This window comes from Kribbella italica (genome assembly GCF_014205135.1).
In the GTDB taxonomy this organism is placed as follows: Bacteria; Actinomycetota; Actinomycetes; order Propionibacteriales; family Kribbellaceae; genus Kribbella; species Kribbella italica.
Window position 1 is genome coordinate 1644276 of sequence record NZ_JACHMY010000001.1, and the last position, 17153, is coordinate 1661428.

Genomic DNA, 17153 nt, shown 5'->3' on the forward strand with positions numbered 1-17153 from the left:
CCACCCCTGGGTGCATTCGATATGCACCCAGGGGGCCGGTCGCCTACTGCTTCTTGCGGTCCTCCCGTACGACGTCGCGCGGCCGCGCCGAGCTGCCCTCGTCGTCGTCGCCGTTGCCCGTGACGACCAGGGAGAAGTCGTCGCCGTGTGCCGAGACTCCCTCGATCACCGCGTTCTCGACCGCCTCGGTCCCGATCTCGCGGCGCAGCATCAACGGGTCGGTGCGCAGGTCCTTGGCCAGCGCGACCGCCAGCCCGACCATCACCAGCGCGAACGGCAGCGCGGCGACGATCGTCAGGTTCTGCAACCCCTGCAACGCCTCGGAGCCACCGCCGCCGGCCAGCAGCATCACCGCCGCGACCGCGCCGGTGAGCACGCCCCAGAAGACCACCAGCGGCTTCTTCGGCGTGATCGCCCCGCGCTGGGACAGCGTGCCCATCACGATCGACGCGGCGTCGGCACCGGAGACGAAGAAGATCGCCACCAGCAGGACGACGACGATCGTGGCGACCGACGCGAGCGGGAACGTGTCCAGCAACCCGAACAGCTGGCCCTCCGGCGTCGACTGCCCGGCGATGTCCGTCCCGTTGCGCTGGGTGTTGATCGCGGCCCCGCCGAACACGCAGAACCAGACCAGGCTGACCATCGACGGCACCAGCAGGACGCCGGTGACGAACTGCCGGATCGTCCGGCCGCGGCTGATCCGCGCGATGAACATGCCGACGAACGGCGTCCACGAGATCCACCAGGCCCAGTAGAAGACGGTCCAGCCGGACAGCCACTTGGCCATCGCGTCGCCGCCGCTGGCCTCGGTCCGCGCGGCCATGTCGGCCAGGTCGCGGAAGTAGTCGCCGATGGCCGTCGGGACCAGGTTCAGGATCAGCACGGTCGGCCCGACCACGAACACGAACACGGCCAGGACGACGGCCAGCACCATGTTGATGTTGGACAGCCACTGGATGCCCTTGGCAACACCGGAGACCGCCGACGCGACGAACGCCGCGGTCAGGATCGCGATCACCGCGACCAGGACACCGTTGCCGGCCTTGTCCATCCAGCCGAGGATCTGGACGCCGGACCCGATCTGCAGGGCGCCGAGGCCCAAGGACGCGGCCGATCCGAACAGCGTCGCGAAGATCGCCAGGCTGTCGATCACCTTGCCGATCGGTCCTTCGGTCCGCCGGCCGAGCAGCGGCGCGAACGCCGAGCTGATCAGCTGCGAGCGGCCGCGCCGGAAGGTGCCGTAGGCAATCGCGATGCCGACCACGGCGTAGATCGCCCACGGGTGCAGGGTCCAGTGGAACAACGTGGTCGCCATCGCGGTCTCCAGCGCCTCCGACGACCCGGCCTCGACCGTTCCCGGCGGGGGAGCGGTGAAGTGCGACAGCGGTTCGCTGACGCCGTAGAACATCAGGCCGATGCCCATCCCGGCGCTGAACATCATCGCGACCCAGGACACCGTCTTGAACTCGGGCTGCTCGTCGTCGGCGCCGAGCGGGATCCGCCCGTACCGGCCGGCGGCCAGCCAGATCACGAAGACCACGAAGCCCGAGGCCAGCAGGACGAACAGCCAGCCGGTGTTGTGCTCGACCCAGGTCAGGGCGCTGTCGGACGCCGTACCGAGTCCGCCGGAGTCGGCGAAGCCCCAGACCACGAAGGCCAGGGCGATGGCCGCGGTGACGCCGAAGACGATCCTGTCCACCCCTGAGCCGTGACTTCGGCTGCCGGGTGGTGGCGGGGTCGCGAGTGCGGGGTGCTCGGTCTCGTGGTGGTCGGGGGACACGTGCTGATCGTCGATGTCGATCGCCACAGGTGATACACGCCTCGCTTCGGCGCGCCTCCTTTTCAGGGGTTTCGGGGGACTGCCTGACGACCGTGTCGAAAATCGTGGAGAAATGCAACTATCGTGTGGGCCCGGCCACACCCCGGCGCCGCGGACTAGGGTGCGAGACATGCGATTCGGAATCACGATCCTGCCCGAGTACCGCTGGAGCGACGCCGCGCCGAAGTGGCGTGCGGCCGAGCAGCTCGGCTTCGACCACGCCTGGACCTACGACCACCTGACCTGGGGCGGCCTGCAGGACTCACCCTGGTACGGAACGACGCCGACCCTGACCGCGGCGGCGCTCGTCACCTCGACGGTCAAGCTCGGTACCTTCGTCACCTCGCCGAACTTCCGCCACCCGCTCGCGCTGACCCGCGAGATCCTTGCCCTGGACGACATCTCCGGCGGCCGCTTCCTGTGCGGCATCGGGGCCGGCGGCGGGATCGACACGACCATTCTCGGCGGCCCGGACCTCACGCCGCGGCAGAAGGTCAACCGGCTGACCGAGTTCACCGAGCTGCTCGACAAGCTGCTGACCAGCGACGGTGTCGACCATCGCGGCGAGTACTACGAGACCCGCAACGGCCGCACCCTGCCTGGTTGCGTCCAGCAACCACGCGTCCCGTTCGTCATGGCCGCGAACGGTCCGCGCTCGCTGCGGCTCGCGGTCAAGTACGGCGCCGGCTGGGTGACCACCGGCGGCAAGGGCGACGACCTGGACAGCTGGTGGGGCTCGGTCGCCGACCTCAGCCACCGGATGGACGACGTACTGGAGGGCCGTCCCTTCGACCGGTACCTCTCGCTGGACTCGACCGTCTACTCGCTCAGCAGCGCCGACGCCTTCGAGGACGCCGTCACCCGCGCCGCGAAGCTCGGCTTCACCGACGTGATCGCCCACTGGCCCCGCGCCGAGGGCATCTACGCCGGCACCGAGTCGGTCCTGGAGCAGGTGGCCACCGAGGTCATCCCGCGCCTGCGCTAGACCGTGCCGTTCGTGCCCGTGCCGTTCTTGCTCGTACGCCGGACGTAGGCGGGCAGGACGTACCAGAAGGCGAGGAACCAGGCCAGCACGAGCGCGACGATGACGATCGCGACCGTGCGGCTGAGGACGACGTCGAGGGCGAGCAGGACGCCGCCGCACATGGCGGCGATCAGGAAGACCAGGCCGCCGCCGGCCAGGTGGTGCGCGATCGGGACGAGCCGGTCGCGCAGCTTCTGCTGGAAGACGATCCGGTGGAACGAGACCGGGGCGAGGAACAGCGCGACGGCCAGCGCGGCGGCGACCAGGGTGCCGGCGTACACGTCGTGGGTGAAGGTGTCCGCGGTCTGGAACCGCTCCTGGAAGGCGATGCTGAGCAAGAAGGCGAACAGGATCTGCGTGCCGGTCTGGGCGAGCCGGAGTTCCTGGAGCAGTTCGTTCCAGTGCCGGTCGAGCTGCTCGCCCTTGTCCTCGTCGTCACGGCTGTAGTTCGCGGCGCGGTCCTGCTCGGTCATCGGTCTCCTCGGGGCTGTTGTGGCCGAACTGGTACCCCGATTCAATCCCATCGCAACCGCGCTGGGAACGGCGAACGGGCCGCCCACCGGAGTGGACGGCCCGCTCGATTGTGCCGTGCTGAAGAGCTGATCTGATCCGGGGATCAGATCGGACGGATGTTCTCCGCCTGCAGGCCCTTCTGGCCCTGGGTGATCTCGAACTCGACGCGCTGGTTCTCGTCCAGCGAGCGGAAGCCCGAGGTCTGGATGGCCGAGTAGTGCGCGAACACGTCCGCGCCACCGTCATCCGGGGTGATGAAGCCGAAGCCCTTGTCAGCGTTGAACCACTTGACAGTACCGACAGCCATTTGTGTCTATCTCCTTGATGGCTTGTAACAAACCGCGACCCACACCTCATGAGCCACGTGTCGCCGAAAGGCCCCAGATAGACAGAACCGGCCATGCAGCACAGCGAAAGTCAATGGGAGTCCAAAACTGCAACGCGACAACTGTAGCCGATCTGGGCCTCCGTGGAAGGGGTGACCACGAACACGTGTCGCGTAAAGTTGCCGCCCGCCACGTTCCGTGACCGGGCCCTGACGGGCACGGCAGGCGGTCGCCGCGCCGCGCCGGAACCGCCCGAAGACAACGAAACCCCCGGCGACCTGCTGAAACGTCGCGGCGCCTGCCGCTGTGAGCGATTCCAGGCCGGGACAAGGGAGGACACCAACTCCTGTACGCCGGGTGATGGCGTTGGCGGCGGTGCTGAATTCGTCGGCGTGTCGCGCGAACCTGGACAGAACCGGCCGGGTCCGCAAAGGTTTGGGCAGACCACGACCCGGGGAGAGTTCGGTGTTTCTCAAAGTCAGCCGCAGCGGCGGATTCGCCGGCCTGACGGCCAGTGGCGAGCTGGACACCTCGGGCCAGCCCGACGCCGAGCTGCTCGAGGCGGTCGCCGTACGGCTCACCGAGCAGCCGCCGGGGACCGGGCGGCCGCAGCCCGACCGGTACGTCTACCGGCTGGAGCTCAGCGCCGGCGAGCGGGTGGCCGCGGTGGTGGTGGCCGAGCAGGACCTGGACCAGGACGCCGCCTGGCTGCTCGACCGGGTCCTGACACACGAGTAAGGCCCCGGGTCTTCGGGGCCCTACTCGCGAGCAGCTACCGCCAGGCGATCTCAGGTGCGCGGTAGAAATTCACGCTGAGCGCGTCCCAGCGCGAGCCCTGACCGGCCAGCCGGTCGGAGTACGTCTTCCAGTCGAGCGCGGACGCCGGCGACCAGCCCAGCTCGGCGATGCCCGGAAGCCGCGGGAACGCCATGTACTCGAGCTTGTCCACGTCGTCCAGCGTCTCGGTCCACAGCGGCGCCTCGACGCCGGCGATCGCGCTCTCCGGCAGGTTCGGGATCAGCGTCGACGGGTTCCACTCGTACGACTTCTGGACGCTGACCAGTCCGGCCCAGTCCTGCCCGATCGGCGTACTCGCGTCGTACTTCATGTCCAGGTACGCCCGGTTCGCCGGTGACATGACGACCTTGGCGCCCTGCGCCGCGGCCTTGCGGGCCAGCTCGCGGGAGCGGTTGTCGTCGGTGCCCCAGTACTGCGCGATGCTGCCCGGCGGGAGCGGCGTCTCGGCGATCTCCTGCCAGCCCATCACCTTCTTGCCCTGCTTGGTGACCAGGGCCGACGCCTTCGGGACGAACGTCAGGTAGTCCGAGTGCGGCGTCGAGTGCGCCTCGTCGCCGCCCAGGTGCAGCACGCTGCCCGGGTTCTGCTCGGCGACCTCGCGGAACACGTCGTCCAGGAAGTCGTACGTGATGTCCTTGCCGACGCACAGCGAGCTGAAGCCGACCTCGGTGCCGGTGTAGAGCGGGGGAGCCACGCCGTCGCAGTTCAGTTCGGCGTACGACGCCAGGGCCGCGTTGGTGTGACCAGGAGTGTCGATCTCGGGGATGACCTCCATGAAGTGGTCAGTGGCGTACTGGACCAGGGCGGCGTACTCCGCCTTGCTGTAGGAGCCGCCGGGCGTCCCGGTGGTCTCCAGGCTGCCGCCGTACGTCGTGAGGCGCGGCCAGCTGTCCACCTGGATCCGCCAGCCCTGGTCGTCGGACAGGTGCAGGTGCAGCTTGTTGAGCTTGTAGAGCGAGGCCAGATCGATGTAGCGCTTCACCTCCGCGACGGAGAAGAAGTGGCGGGACACGTCGAGCATGGCGCCGCGGTAGCCGTACCGGGGCGAGTCGGAGATCGCGGTACCGCTGATGCGCCACGGGCCGGCCTGACGAGTCTTCGACTCGGCCTTGGCTGGCAGTAGCTGCCGCAGCGTGGTCACACCGCGGAACAGGCCCTCCGGGGTGGCCGCGACGACGCTCAGGGTCGAGCGGTCTGCCCGCAGCTGGTAGCCCTCCGCCCCGAGCGAGGCCGGGCCGTTGGTGGAGAGCTTCAGGTCGACCAGGCCGGGGACGGCCGGGATGATCGGGAGCGGGTAGCCGGTGGATCGGCGGAGCTGGCTGGTGAGGCCGTCGGCGACCTTCCGGGCCGCGCGGCTCTCCTTGGCGCTCGTCTCGAGGCCGACGAGGGACCAGGGCTGCAGGGCGAAGCTCTGGCCGGGCAGTGCCTGCTGGTTGGACGGCTTGGGGATCAGCGAAGGCGCAGTGCTCGCAGCGGGCTGCGGCTGGGCCGTCGGCTCGGCTGAAGCAGGGGAGGTGGCTAGGAGTGGGGACGCCAGCAGGGCGGCTGCGGCGAGACCGGCCAGGGTGACCTGACGTCTGGGGCGGACGAGTCGTGTCATGACCGGAAGTGTTCGTCCGCTCACAGCATGAGTCAAGACCTTTCGGACAGCTCCCTGCGTTAGTAGTGGTGAGCCACCGCCAGCGCGCGCGGCACATAGGCGGCGCCGAACATCACCACGTGGGTCAGGAGCGGATGCAGCCGGTGCAGGTCGACCCGCTCGCGCCAGCCGTCCGCCAGCGGGTGCGCCTCGTCGTACGCGCGCAGGACTCGCTCCACCTGCGGCATGCCGAACAGCGCGAGCATGGCCAGGTCCGTCTCCCGGTGACCACCGTGAGCGGCCGGGTCGATCAGGTGGACGCCGTCGGCGCACCAGACGACGTTGCCGGACCATAGGTCGCCGTGCAGGCGGCTGGGGCGCTCCGCCGGGTCGTCGTACGCGCCGGCCTCCAGCTTGTGGCACAGCCGCTCGAACACCTTCAGGTGAGCGCCGTCGATCGTGCCGACGTCGTACGCCGTCCGCAGGTACGGGCGGAGCCGCAGGTTGGCGTAGAACGCGCCCCACGTGTCCAGCGGCCGCAGGCTGTGCGGCAGCTCGATCGTGCCGATGAAGCCGTCGGTGTCCCAGCCGTCCGGCGGTACGCCGTACCAGCGGGCACCCGCGGCGTGCGTGACGGCCAGGAGCCGGCCGAACTCGTCGGCGGCGGCACCGGTCGGCGGGACGGTGTCCAGGTGCGGCGTGGTCATGCTGGTCGCGGTGAACTCGAGCGGCGGCGCGACCGGGACTCCGCCGGGCACGGCCAGCCAGCGCAGCCCGGCGGCCTCGACCTCGAAGAATCCCGGCGGAGCGTCGAGCCGGCGCTTCACGAACGCGGCGGGCGGGGCGGTCATGGGCGCACTCTGCCAGGTCTGTGGGGACCGGATCACCCTGACGTGGAAACCATGCGTGTCGGAAGGTGCGCGATGGGCCGGTCACCTGTCATGGTGTTCCGGGCCTTCTGACCAGGACGGGCCCAACTCCTGACAAGGAAGCTGGAGGACAGATGACGCAGGTGGCAGAGCAGCCGGGCAGTACCGCCGGGCGGCTCGGCTCGGTGGTGCTGGACTGCCCGGACCCACTCGAGCTCGCCCGGTTCTACTCGACGCTGTTCGGTCTGGAGATCGACGAGCACGGTGACGACGACTGGCGCAGCCTCAGCGGCCCCGGTTCGACGCTCGGCTTCTCGTCGCTCGCCTTCCGGCGCTCGGAAGACTACGTACCGGCCACCTGGCCGGGCACCGACGCCCTCGAGCTTCACCTCGACCTGATCGTCGAGGACCTGTCCAGCGGTCACGCGGCCGTCGTCGCCCTCGGCGCCGAGCCGCTCGACCCGGTCGACGCCCCGCCGGCCGAGAACGCCCGCGGCTGGCGCGTGTACGCCGACCCGGCCGGTCACCCGTTCCGGATCTGCCTGGAGTGACCTCGTACCGACCATCGATCGGCCGGCGTCCCAGTTCGCGGACGCCGGCCGTTCGGCGTTTCTAGGCCCAGTCCGCGCTGCCGGCGAACGGGTAGTCGCGGCCTTCGACGTACGGCGGGCGGGGCTGGTAGGTGTTGACGCCGGGGGAGCCCTGCAGGTGGAACGCGCTCGGGTACGGGACCTCGGGGTCGGTGATCCGGGTCGAGGTCGGGATGTAGCGGATCGTCAGTCCGCACCGCCGGTCCGGCGACGTGTTCGCGTTGCTGCCGTGCACGATGTTCGGGTGGTGCACCTCGACGTCCCCCGGCGCGAGCACCATGTCGACGGCCCGCGACTCGTCGACCTCGACCGCGATCTCCTTCCCGAGAACGCTCTCCACGCTGGTGTTGTCGCGCATCGCCAGCACCGGCTCGAGATGGCTGCCGGGGATCACGCGGACGCAACCGTTGCGCGGAGTCGAGTGGTCGACGGCGAGCCACAGCGTCACCACGCGCATCGGGTCGAGCGGCCAGAACGCCGCGTCCTGGTGCCAGAGCACCGGCTGCCCGGAGTACGGCGGCTTGGAGATGTAGTGCGACGCGAACAACGCGAGGTCCAGCCCGACGAAGAGCGTGGCGATCTCCAGCAGCCGCGGGTCGCTCACGAGCCACACCCAGAACGGGTCGTCGCGGAGGAACACGTGCCCGAGCTGCTCGGGCCGTACGTCGGGATGCCGGGCCTGCAGCCAGGCGACATGGCCGTTCACTTCCTTGATCAGCTCCGGATCGAGCACGTCGCGGAACACGACGTACCCGTCCCGCTCGTACGCCGCGATCTCGCTGGCTGTGGAGGTCATCTCGGGCTCCTTCGGATCGGTCCTGCCTCGATCGTCGAGGCCCGGGCCGGCTCGGCGCTAGCAGCGGGCTGACGCGAACTTGTACTCTCGTGACGTGCTGCGTCAGGCTCTGCGGTTCGAGCGGTGGGCCCTCGGCCGGCCGTACCACGCGGCGCGCGTCCACTTCGCCGCGCGGGCCCGGGACTCCGAGCTGCACACGCACGCGGACTTCCACGAGCTGATGGGCGTCGTGTCGGGCCGCGGCGAGCACCTGCTGCCGACCGGGACGCTGCCGTTGAGCGCGGGTGACGTCGTACTGGTTCGGCCGCACGACCGGCACGCGATCCGGGGCGGTGCGCCGTACGGGCTGGAGTTCGTCAACATCGCGTTCCCGAGCTCGGCCTGGCAGGGCTTTCTCAACCTGACCAGGACCAATCCCGGCAGCACCTGGGACGCCGCGCGCCGGCCGATCACCTTCCGTCCCGCCGATCCCACGGCGGCGATCGAGACGTTCGAGACCGCGCTCTCCCGCTACCAGGCCGAGCCCACGCAGTACGACCTGCTGCGGTTCTGGATCGACCTGCTCCCGCTCGTCTCACCCGACGACCTCGCCACCCCAGCCGGCCGCCCGACTCCCACCTGGCTCGCCGAAGCCTGTACGGCGATGCGCGCCGAGGACAACCTGCGCGGCGGCGTCCCACGCCTGCAACAGCTGGCCGGCGTCAGCCCTGCCCACCTCTCCCGCTCGCTGCGCGCCGCCTACGGCACGACCCCTACCGACTACGTCACCGACCTCCGCCTCGAACACGCCGCATCGTTGCTAGCAGCAACCAATCTCCCGGTCGCCACGATCGCCACCCGCTGCGGCTTCAGCAGCCAGTCCTACTTCACCCGCCGCTTCACCACCGCCCACCACGTCTCCCCCCGAACCTTCCGCCACCGGGCCCAGCGCGCCTTCGTCCCGTAACGCCGGCCGCGCGCCGACGGGCGCAGGAAGTTCCGGAACCGCGCTCGGGGAACGTTCCCTTGACACCGCGGCGGAGCGGGGCCACTCTCTCAGAGAGCGCTCTCTCACCCGCCCTGTTCACCGTCTGATTGGTCTCGCCCATGTCCTTCAGCACGCGCTCCCCGGTGCCCGCGCGCCGGTCCCCAGCGCTTCTCCGCCGCTCGCTGGCGCTCTTGTCCTCCGGCCTCCTGCTGGCCACCGCACTCGTCGTCTCTGGTGAGGCCGACGCCGCGGTCGGTCAGCAGGACGCCGCCTGCGGTACGGCGAACGCCGCCCAGGGCCGCCCGGCCACAGCCTCGTCCACCGAGAACGGCGGCGTCCCGGCTTCGGCCGCCGTCGACGGCAACCCGGGCACCCGCTGGGGGAGCGCGTTCTCCGATCCCCAGTGGCTGCAGATCGACCTCGGGTCCAGCAAGGCGATCTGCCAGGTCGCGCTCACCTGGGAGACGGCGTACGGCAAGGCCTTCCGGATCGAGGCCTCCGACAACGCCACCAGTTGGACGCAGCTCTACGCGACCACCACCAGCACCGGCGGGACCCAGACCCTCGACGTCAACGGCACCGGCCGCTACCTGCGGATCACCGGCACCCAGCGCGCGACCGGCTACGGGTACTCGCTGTGGGAGGTCGCCGTCCGCACGACCGACGGAGGCACCGGTCCCGTGATCCCGCCGACCGACCCGCGCAACCCCGACTTCGGCCCGAACGTGTCGGTCTTCAGCCCCAGCACCCCGCAGGCCGAGATGCAGAACAAGCTGAACCAGATCGCCGCCGAGATGCACACCAACCAGTTCGGCACCCAGCGGTACGCCGCACTGTGGAAGCCCGGCACCTACACCGCCGACGTGAACCTCGGTTTCTACACCCAGGTCGCCGGCCTCGGGCTGTCCCCGGACGACGTCAACCTGAACGGCCACGTCCGGGTCGAGGCCGACTGGCTGCAGCAGGGCGACAACCCGAACAACAAGGGCAACGCGACCCAGAACTTCTGGCGCTCCGCCGAGAACCTGGCCGTCACCACCCCGCCCGGCCAGATCGAGCGCTGGGCGGTGTCCCAGGCGGCGCCGTACCGCCGGATGCACCTGAAGGGCGCGCCGGAGATCCAGCTCTGGAACGGCGGCGACGGCTGGGCCAGCGGCGGCCTGTTCGCGGACACCAAGATCGACGGCCGCGTGGTCTCCGGGTCGCAGCAGCAGTGGCTGTCGCGGAATTCCGAGTTCGGCAACGGCTGGGCCGGTTCGGTCTGGAACATGGTCTTCGTCGGCGTCAACGGCGCACCGCCGCAGAACTTCCCGAATCCCTCGCACACGGTGGTCGGCCAGACCCCGCAGATCCGGGAGAAGCCGTTCCTGTACTTCGGGGCCGACGGCAACTACAACGTGTTCGTCCCGGCCCTGCGCAACAACACCTCCGGCACCAGTTGGTCCAACGGCCCGGCCGCCGGTACGTCGATCAGCCTGGCCGACTTCTACGTGGCCAAGCCCGGCGCGTCCGCCGCGACGATCAATGCAGCGCTCGATCAGGGCAAGCACCTGCTGCTCACGCCGGGGATCTACCACCTCAACGACAGCATCAAGGTCAACCGCCCGAACACCGTCGTACTGGGTCTCGGCCTGGCCACGATCATCCCCGACACGGGTCAGGCGGCGGTCAGCGTCGCTGACGTGGACGGCGTGAAGCTGGCCGGCTTCCTGGTCGACGCGGGCCCGGTCAACTCGCCGGTCCTGATCCAGGTCGGCCCGGCCGGCTCGAACGCCAACCACGCCGCCAACCCGACCTCGCTGCACGACGTCTACGCCCGGATCGGCGGCGCGCACGTCGGCAGGGCCACGATCAGCGTGCAGGTGAACAGCAACAACGTGATCGGCGACCACCTCTGGCTGTGGCGCGGTGACCACGGCGACGGCATCGGCTGGGACGTCAACACCGCGGCCAACGGGCTGGTCGTCAACGGCGGCAACGTGACCATGTACGGCCTGTTCGTCGAGCACTACCAGGAGTACGAGGTGCTCTGGAACGGCAACAACGGCCGTACGTACTTCTTCCAGAACGAGTTCCCGTACGACGTCCCGAACCAGGCCGGCTGGAGCAGCGGCGGCGGAACCCAGGGCTGGGCGGCGTACAAGGTCGCGAACGGCGTCAGCAACCACGAGGCGTGGGGCGTCGGCAGCTACTCGTTCTTCAACACCAACCCGTCGATCGTTGCCTCCCGCTCCTTCGAGGTCCCCGACACCCCGGGCGTACGGTTCCACGGCCTGGTCTCGGTGTCGCTCGGCGGCGTCGGCACGATCAGCAACGTCATCAACAACACCGGCGGTACGGCGAACGCGGCGACCCAGCAGCGCTACGTCACCAACTACCCGTAACCCCTTGCGGTGGGCCCCCGGTACCCGATACTGGGGGCCCACCGACCGCAGGGGAGAGTGCAGTGAAGACCGGATACGCGCCCGTCAACGGCCTGGAGATGTACTACGAGATCCACGGCGAGGGCGGCACGCCGCTGCTCCTGCTGCACGGTGGGCTGTTCAACATCGACCTGCAGTTCGGCGAGCTGATCCCGAAGCTGGCCGAGACCCGGCAGGTGATCGCCACCGACTTCCAGGCCCACGGCCGGACCAACGACATCGACCGGCTGCTGACCTGCCCCGGTCTGGCCTCCGACGTGATGGGTCTGCTGGAGCACCTGGGCCTCGAGCAGGTCGACGTGTTCGGGTTCAGCGTCGGCGCCGGAGTCGCCCAGCACCTGGCGATCGTCCACCCGGAGCTGATCCGCAAGGCGATCATCTCGTCGGCGTCGTTCCAGAAGGAGGGCGACCGCCCGGAGAACGCGGCGGTCGGCGAGATGAAGGTCGAGATGATCGCCGGTACGCCGATGGAGGCCGACTACCTGGCCAAGTCGCCGCACCCGGACGTCGAGCATCTGCAGGCCCTGCTCGACAAGCTCGGCACCTTCAACCAGGGCGTGCCGGAGTGGACCGACGAGCAGATCAAGTCGATCAGCGTGCCGACCCTGCTCACCGTCGGCGACAACGACGGCTTCAAGCTCGAGCACGCGGTCAAGGTCTACCAGCTGCTCGGCGGCGACGTGAACGCCGACTTCGTCGGGCTGCCCGTCAACCAGCTCGCGGTGATCCCGGGCAGCACGCACTTCTTCGGCCTGGCCCGGACCGAGCTGTTCCGCGAGCTCGTGACCGGCTTCCTGGACGCCCCGGAGCCGGAGCCCCCGGTCGCCGGTTAGGCCGAAGCCAGCGCCTTCCGGATCCGCTTGTCCGACACCGGGTACGGCGTACCGATCGTCTGCGCGAACAGACTGATCCGGAGCTCCTCCAGCATCCAGCGCACGTCGAGGAGCTCCGGACTCGGGTACTTCCCGGCCGGTACGGCGCGCAACCGCGCCTGGTACTCCTCGGTCAGCAGCTGCACGATCGCCATCCCGGACCGGTCCCGCATCGCGTTCGCCGCGACCTTGTCGAGGCGCTGCTCGATCCCCCGCAGGTAGCGGATCAGGTCGGGCAGCCGCTGCGCGCCGGTCTCGGTGATGAACCCGCGGTGCACCAGGCCTTCCAGCTGACCCCGTACGTCGGACAGCGCGGCCAGCAGCGCCGGGCTCGACGACCGCGAGATCTGCTTGTCGACCGTCCGGGCGTGCGCGAGTACCTGCTCGACCTGCTGCAGGATCGTCAGCACGGTGTCGGCGAGCTCGGACCGGACGGCGTCGCGCAGGATCGAGAACGCCGTCAGGTTCCACGCCGGGCCGCCGGCCGCCGTCATCAGCTGGTCGATCGCCGCGGAGATCGCGTCGTCGAGCAGATCGCCGACGCTGCGGTGCGGACCGGCCAGCAGCGTCATCTTCTGCTGGTTGGTCAGGTTCTTCTGCACGACGTCGACCACCGACGGCATCGTCAGCAGGAGCAGCTTGCGCGTCCCGGCCCACATCGCGGCGGCCTGGTCGCGCTCGGTCTCCTGCAGCCGGACGGCGACCGTCTTGCCCTCGTCGACGAGCGCCGGGTACCCGGCGACGGTCAGTCCGGCGCGGTGCTCGGAGAAGCTGCGCGGCAGGTCGCCGATCGTCCAGTCGGTGAGGCCGCCCCGCTCCAGCCCGCTGACGGCCTTCGACGCTACCTTCGAGATCGCGGCCGTCGTCTTCGGCTTCAGCCGTTCCTTCAACCGGGCCAAATCCTTGCTCTCGGCCACGGTCTTGCGCTGGTCGTCGACCACCCGGAACGTCATCCGCAGATGCTCCGGTACCCGCGTCCAGTCCCAGTCGGACTCGTCGATGACGACCTCGCGCAGGTTGCGCAGCTCGCGGGCGAGCGCGTCGGTGAGCGGCCCGGACGACTGGTCGAGGTGGGGGAGCACCTGCCGGGCATGGTCCGGTGCCGGCACGATGTTGCGTCTGATGGCCTTGGGCAACGACTTGATCAGCGTGGTGACGAGTTCCTCACGGAAGCCGGGAACGCTCCACTCGAACCCGTCGGCCGTCACCTGGTTGAGCACCAGCAGCGGCAGGTGCACGGTGACGCCGTCCGCGTCGGTGCCGGGCTCGAAGGCGTACGTCAGGTCGAAGGTCATCCCGTTCTGCGACCAGGTGAGCGGGAACTCCTCCTCCCGCACCTCGGCGCCCTCACGAACCACCAGCGACCGCTCGAAGTCGAGCAGGTCGGCGTCGCGCTGCCGGGCCTTCTTCCACCAGGTGTCGAAGTGCCGCCCGGTGACGACCTCGGGGCCGAGGCGCTCGTCATAGAAGGCGAACAGCGTCTCGTCGTCGACGCGCAGGTCGCGCCGCCGGGTGCGCTCCTCGAGCTCTTCGACCTCGGCCAGCAGCTCGCGATTGGCGTGGAAGAACTTGTGGTGGGTGTCCCAGTCGCCCTCGACCAGCGCGTTGCGGATGAACAGCTCGCGCGACACCTCGGGATCGACCGAGCCGTAGTTGATCTTGCGCCGGGCAACGATCGGTACGCCGTACAGGGTGACCTTCTCGTAGGCCATCACGGCGCCGGCCTTGCGTTCCCAGTGCGGCTCGGAGTAGCTGCGCTTGATCAGGTGCTGGGCGATGTCCTCGGCCCATTCGGGCTCGATCTTCGCGTTGACGCGCGCCCACAGCCGCGAGGTCTCGACCAGCTCGGCGGCCATCACGAACTGCGGCGGCTTCTTGAACAGGCCGGACCCGGGGAAGATCGCGAACTTGGTGCCGCGGGCCCCGAGGTACTGGTGCTGGTTGGCCGGGTCCTTCATACCGAGGTGCGACAGCAGACCGGACATCATCGAGACGTGCACGCTCTGCGGGTCGGCGGGCTCGCCGGAGTTGAGCGTGACGCCGATCTGCGAGGCGACCTGGCGCAGCTGGGCGAAGATGTCCTGCCACTCGCGGACGCGCAGGTAGTTGAGGTACTCGCTGCGGCACATCCGGCGGAACTGGTTGCCGGACAGCTCCTTCTGCTGCTTCTTGAGGTAGCCCCAGAGGTTGAGGTACCCGAGGAAGTCGCTGTTCGGGTCGCGGAAGCGCGCGTGCGACTGGGTGGCCTGCGCCTCGGCGTCGGTCGGCCGCTCGCGCGGGTCCTGGATCGACAGCGCGGCCGCGATCACCATCACCTCGCGGACGCAGGCGTGCTTGTCCGCCTCGACGATCATCCGGGCCAGCCGCGGGTCGAGCGGGATCTGCGCGAGCTGCTTGCCGACCGGAGTGAGCCGGCGGTGCCGCTCGCTGGCCTTCGCGGACTCGATCGCGCCGAGCTCGGTGAGCAGTTGCAGGCCGTCGGTGATGCTGCGCTTGTCCGGTTCGTCGATGAACGGGAACGCGGCGATGTCGCCGAGGCCGATCGAGGTCATCTGCAGGATGACCGAGGCGAGGTTGGTGCGCAGGATCTCGGGATCGGTGAACTCCGGCCGGCCCTCGAAGTGCTCCTCGGAGTACAGCCGGATCGCGATACCGTCGCTGGTCCGGCCCGAGCGGCCCTTGCGCTGGTTCGCACTGGCCTGCGAGATCGCCTCGATCGGCAGGTGCTGGACCTTGGTGCGGTGGCTGTAGCGCGAGATGCGCGCCGTACCGGGGTCGATGACGTACTTGATGCCCGGCACGGTCAGCGAGGTCTCGGCGACGTTGGTCGCGAGCACGATCCGGCGGCTGCTGCTGTGCGGCTGGAAGACGCGGTGCTGCTCGGCGTTCGAGAGCCGGGCGTACAGCGGGAGCACCTCGACCGACTGGCCTGGGCGGCCACGGGTTTGAGCGAACTTGTCGTTGAGGGCGTCGGCGGTGTCGCGGATCTCGCGCTCGCCGCTGAGGAAGACCAGGATGTCGCCGGGTGCCTCGACCGACAGTTCGTCGACGGCGTCCAGGATCGCCTGGGTCTGGTCGCGGTCGAGCGTGCTCGGGTCCTCGGGGTCGTTGACCGGGCGGTACCGGACCTCGACCGGGTACGTGCGGCCGGAGACCTCGACGATCGGCGCGGGCTTGCCTCCTGCGTCGGCGAAGTGCTCGGCGAACCGCTCGGGGTCGATGGTCGCCGAGGTGATGATCACCTTGAGGTCGGGGCGGCGGGGGAGCAGCTGGCGCAGGTAGCCGAGGATGAAGTCGATGTTCAGGCTGCGCTCGTGCGCCTCGTCGATGATGAGCGTGTCGTAGCGGCTCAGGTCGCGGTCACGCTGCAGCTCGTTGAGCAGGATGCCGTCGGTCATCAGCTTGACCAGGGAGCGCTCGCTGACCTTGTCGGTGAAGCGCACGGCGTACCCGATGGTGTCGCCCAGCTCGGTCCCGAGCTCCTCGGCGATCCGCTCGGCGACCGTCCTGGCCGCGAGCCGCCGGGGCTGGGTGTGGCCGATCAGGCCTTGGACGCCGCGGCCGAGTTCGAGGCAGATCTTCGGGATCTGCGTGGTCTTGCCGGAGCCGGTCTCACCCGCGATCACGACGACCTGGTGGTCGCGGATCGCCTCCGCGATCTCGTCCTTGAGCTGGCTGACCGGCAGCTCTTCGGGATACGTGATCTCCGGTACGGCGGCCCGCCGCTGCTCCACCCGCCGCTCGGCCTGCTCGAACGCCCCGAGCATCCCCTGCAGCGCCTGAGCCCGCTTGGCCGGCTCGCGAGTCGTCCGCACCCGCTCCAACCGCCGCCCGAGCTGCTCGCGGTCGTGAACCGTCAACTGCTCCAACCGAGGCAGCAAGTCACCCACAGAAACCTCTGAAGCATCTACGGCAGGTCGGTCGGCTGCCGGCTTTCCCCCGCGGCGGCGGGGCGGCCGCCGCCGGTTGTTCGCCGTACGGGCGGGGTCCTGGGCGGGACCGGTAGCGGGAGAGGGACTGGAGGACTCGGTCCGGGCATCAGGCATGGCACTGACCAGTTTAGAGGCTCCACTCCAACCGCTCACCCGGATTAGTCGCGGGGGCTGGTCACCTTCACCGCGAGGACCGGCACCGGCGACTCGAGCAGGACGCGCTGGGCGGTGCTACCGAGGATGAGTTTGCCGACCGGGCTGCGGCGGCGCAGGCCGAGGACGATCAGGGCGACGTCGTCCGCGGCGGCGGCCTTGAGGAGCTCGGCGGCGACGTCACCGGTGCCGACGGCCTGCTGGATGGTGACCTCGACGCCGGCGTCGCGGAGTTTGGCCTCGGCGGCGGCGAGTTCCTCGGCGTTGGCGTAGCGGTTGTCGATGTAGGCGTCGCCACGGCTGGTGTTCAGCAGCAGGACGCCGGCCCCGCGCAGCTCGGCTTCGGCGGCGGCCGCGGTCAGCGCGGCCTCTCCTTCGGGGGTGGGCACGTAGCCGACGAGGATCTTCACAACTCACACTCTCCCATCACGATGGACCTGCACCACCCACCAAGTCCCCACCGAACCCGCCCGGCACGCTCACCCGAGC

14 protein-coding genes are annotated in these 17153 nt (G+C 69.6%); 6 read left to right on the top strand and 8 right to left on the bottom strand.

The features are described from left to right. Positions 1-43: 43 nt before the first annotated feature. Positions 44-1810 carry a BCCT family transporter gene (locus HDA39_RS07720; RefSeq protein WP_184794544.1) on the bottom strand — a complete coding sequence of 589 codons (1767 nt, stop codon included), beginning with the start codon at positions 1808-1810 and terminating at the stop codon, positions 44-46. 142 nt (positions 1811-1952) lie between these two features. Between HDA39_RS07720 and HDA39_RS07725 the strand changes: the two genes are divergently transcribed. After that, entirely contained in the window at positions 1953-2807 is an 855-nt protein-coding gene (locus HDA39_RS07725; RefSeq protein ID WP_184794545.1) for an LLM class flavin-dependent oxidoreductase, read from the top strand. On the opposite strand, the gene HDA39_RS07730 is transcribed toward HDA39_RS07725, so the two are convergent. Together HDA39_RS07730 and HDA39_RS07735 are read right to left on the bottom strand one after the other, a co-directional pair. Beyond that, positions 2804-3319 carry a DUF6328 family protein gene (locus HDA39_RS07730; RefSeq protein ID WP_184794546.1) on the bottom strand — a complete coding sequence of 172 codons (516 nt, stop codon included), beginning with the start codon at positions 3317-3319 and terminating at the stop codon, positions 2804-2806. The genes HDA39_RS07725 and HDA39_RS07730 overlap by 4 nt on opposite strands. Before the next feature lie 143 nt (positions 3320-3462). Then, positions 3463-3666: a cold-shock protein gene (locus tag HDA39_RS07735; protein WP_012921273.1), complete on the bottom strand. Its 204-nt coding sequence runs from the start codon at positions 3664-3666 to the stop codon at positions 3463-3465. A gap of 484 nt (positions 3667-4150) precedes the next feature. Between HDA39_RS07735 and HDA39_RS07740 the strand changes: the two genes are divergently transcribed. After that, the gene (locus HDA39_RS07740) at positions 4151-4423 is read left to right on the top strand and encodes a protealysin inhibitor emfourin (RefSeq protein WP_184794547.1); all 273 of its coding nucleotides are present in this window, start codon (positions 4151-4153) and stop codon (positions 4421-4423) included. Between the two features lie 34 nt (positions 4424-4457). Here HDA39_RS07740 and HDA39_RS07745 read toward each other — a convergent pair whose 3' ends face one another. Together HDA39_RS07745 and HDA39_RS07750 are read right to left on the bottom strand one after the other, a co-directional pair. Then, a complete protein-coding gene (locus tag HDA39_RS07745) occupies positions 4458-6083 on the bottom strand; it encodes a beta-N-acetylhexosaminidase (RefSeq protein ID WP_184794548.1) in 1626 nt (541 codons plus the stop codon). Between the two features lie 59 nt (positions 6084-6142). After that, a complete protein-coding gene (locus HDA39_RS07750) occupies positions 6143-6913 on the bottom strand; it encodes a fructosamine kinase family protein (protein ID WP_184794549.1) in 771 nt (256 codons plus the stop codon). 152 nt (positions 6914-7065) lie between these two features. Here HDA39_RS07750 and HDA39_RS07755 point away from each other — a divergent pair, with 152 nt between their 5' ends. After that, positions 7066-7482: a VOC family protein gene (locus HDA39_RS07755; protein WP_184794550.1), complete on the top strand. Its 417-nt coding sequence runs from the start codon at positions 7066-7068 to the stop codon at positions 7480-7482. Between the two features lie 61 nt (positions 7483-7543). On the opposite strand, the gene HDA39_RS07760 is transcribed toward HDA39_RS07755, so the two are convergent. Beyond that, positions 7544-8317, bottom strand: a complete 774-nt coding sequence (locus tag HDA39_RS07760; RefSeq protein WP_184794551.1) for a phytanoyl-CoA dioxygenase family protein — start codon at positions 8315-8317, stop codon at positions 7544-7546. A 94-nt stretch (positions 8318-8411) separates the two neighbouring features. Between HDA39_RS07760 and HDA39_RS07765 the strand changes: the two genes are divergently transcribed. The 3 genes from HDA39_RS07765 to HDA39_RS07775 all read left to right on the top strand — a co-directional run bounded on the left by HDA39_RS07765 (position 8412) and on the right by HDA39_RS07775 (position 12540). Further along, on the top strand, positions 8412-9263 hold the full coding sequence (locus tag HDA39_RS07765) for a helix-turn-helix transcriptional regulator (protein WP_337925666.1): 852 nt from the start codon (positions 8412-8414) through the stop codon (positions 9261-9263). Between the two features lie 140 nt (positions 9264-9403). Then, a complete protein-coding gene (locus tag HDA39_RS07770) occupies positions 9404-11668 on the top strand; it encodes a discoidin domain-containing protein (protein ID WP_184794552.1) in 2265 nt (754 codons plus the stop codon). 62 nt (positions 11669-11730) lie between these two features. Beyond that, positions 11731-12540 carry an alpha/beta fold hydrolase gene (locus HDA39_RS07775; protein WP_337925667.1) on the top strand — a complete coding sequence of 270 codons (810 nt, stop codon included), beginning with the start codon at positions 11731-11733 and terminating at the stop codon, positions 12538-12540. On the opposite strand, the gene hrpA is transcribed toward HDA39_RS07775, so the two are convergent. After that, positions 12537-16469, bottom strand: coding sequence for an ATP-dependent RNA helicase HrpA (gene hrpA / locus HDA39_RS07780; protein WP_184794553.1), 3933 nt, complete (start codon positions 16467-16469; stop codon positions 12537-12539). The genes HDA39_RS07775 and hrpA overlap by 4 nt on opposite strands. A gap of 200 nt (positions 16470-16669) precedes the next feature. Continuing rightward, positions 16670-17074: a universal stress protein gene (locus HDA39_RS07785; RefSeq protein WP_184794554.1), complete on the bottom strand. Its 405-nt coding sequence runs from the start codon at positions 17072-17074 to the stop codon at positions 16670-16672. Positions 17075-17153 lie beyond the last annotated feature (79 nt).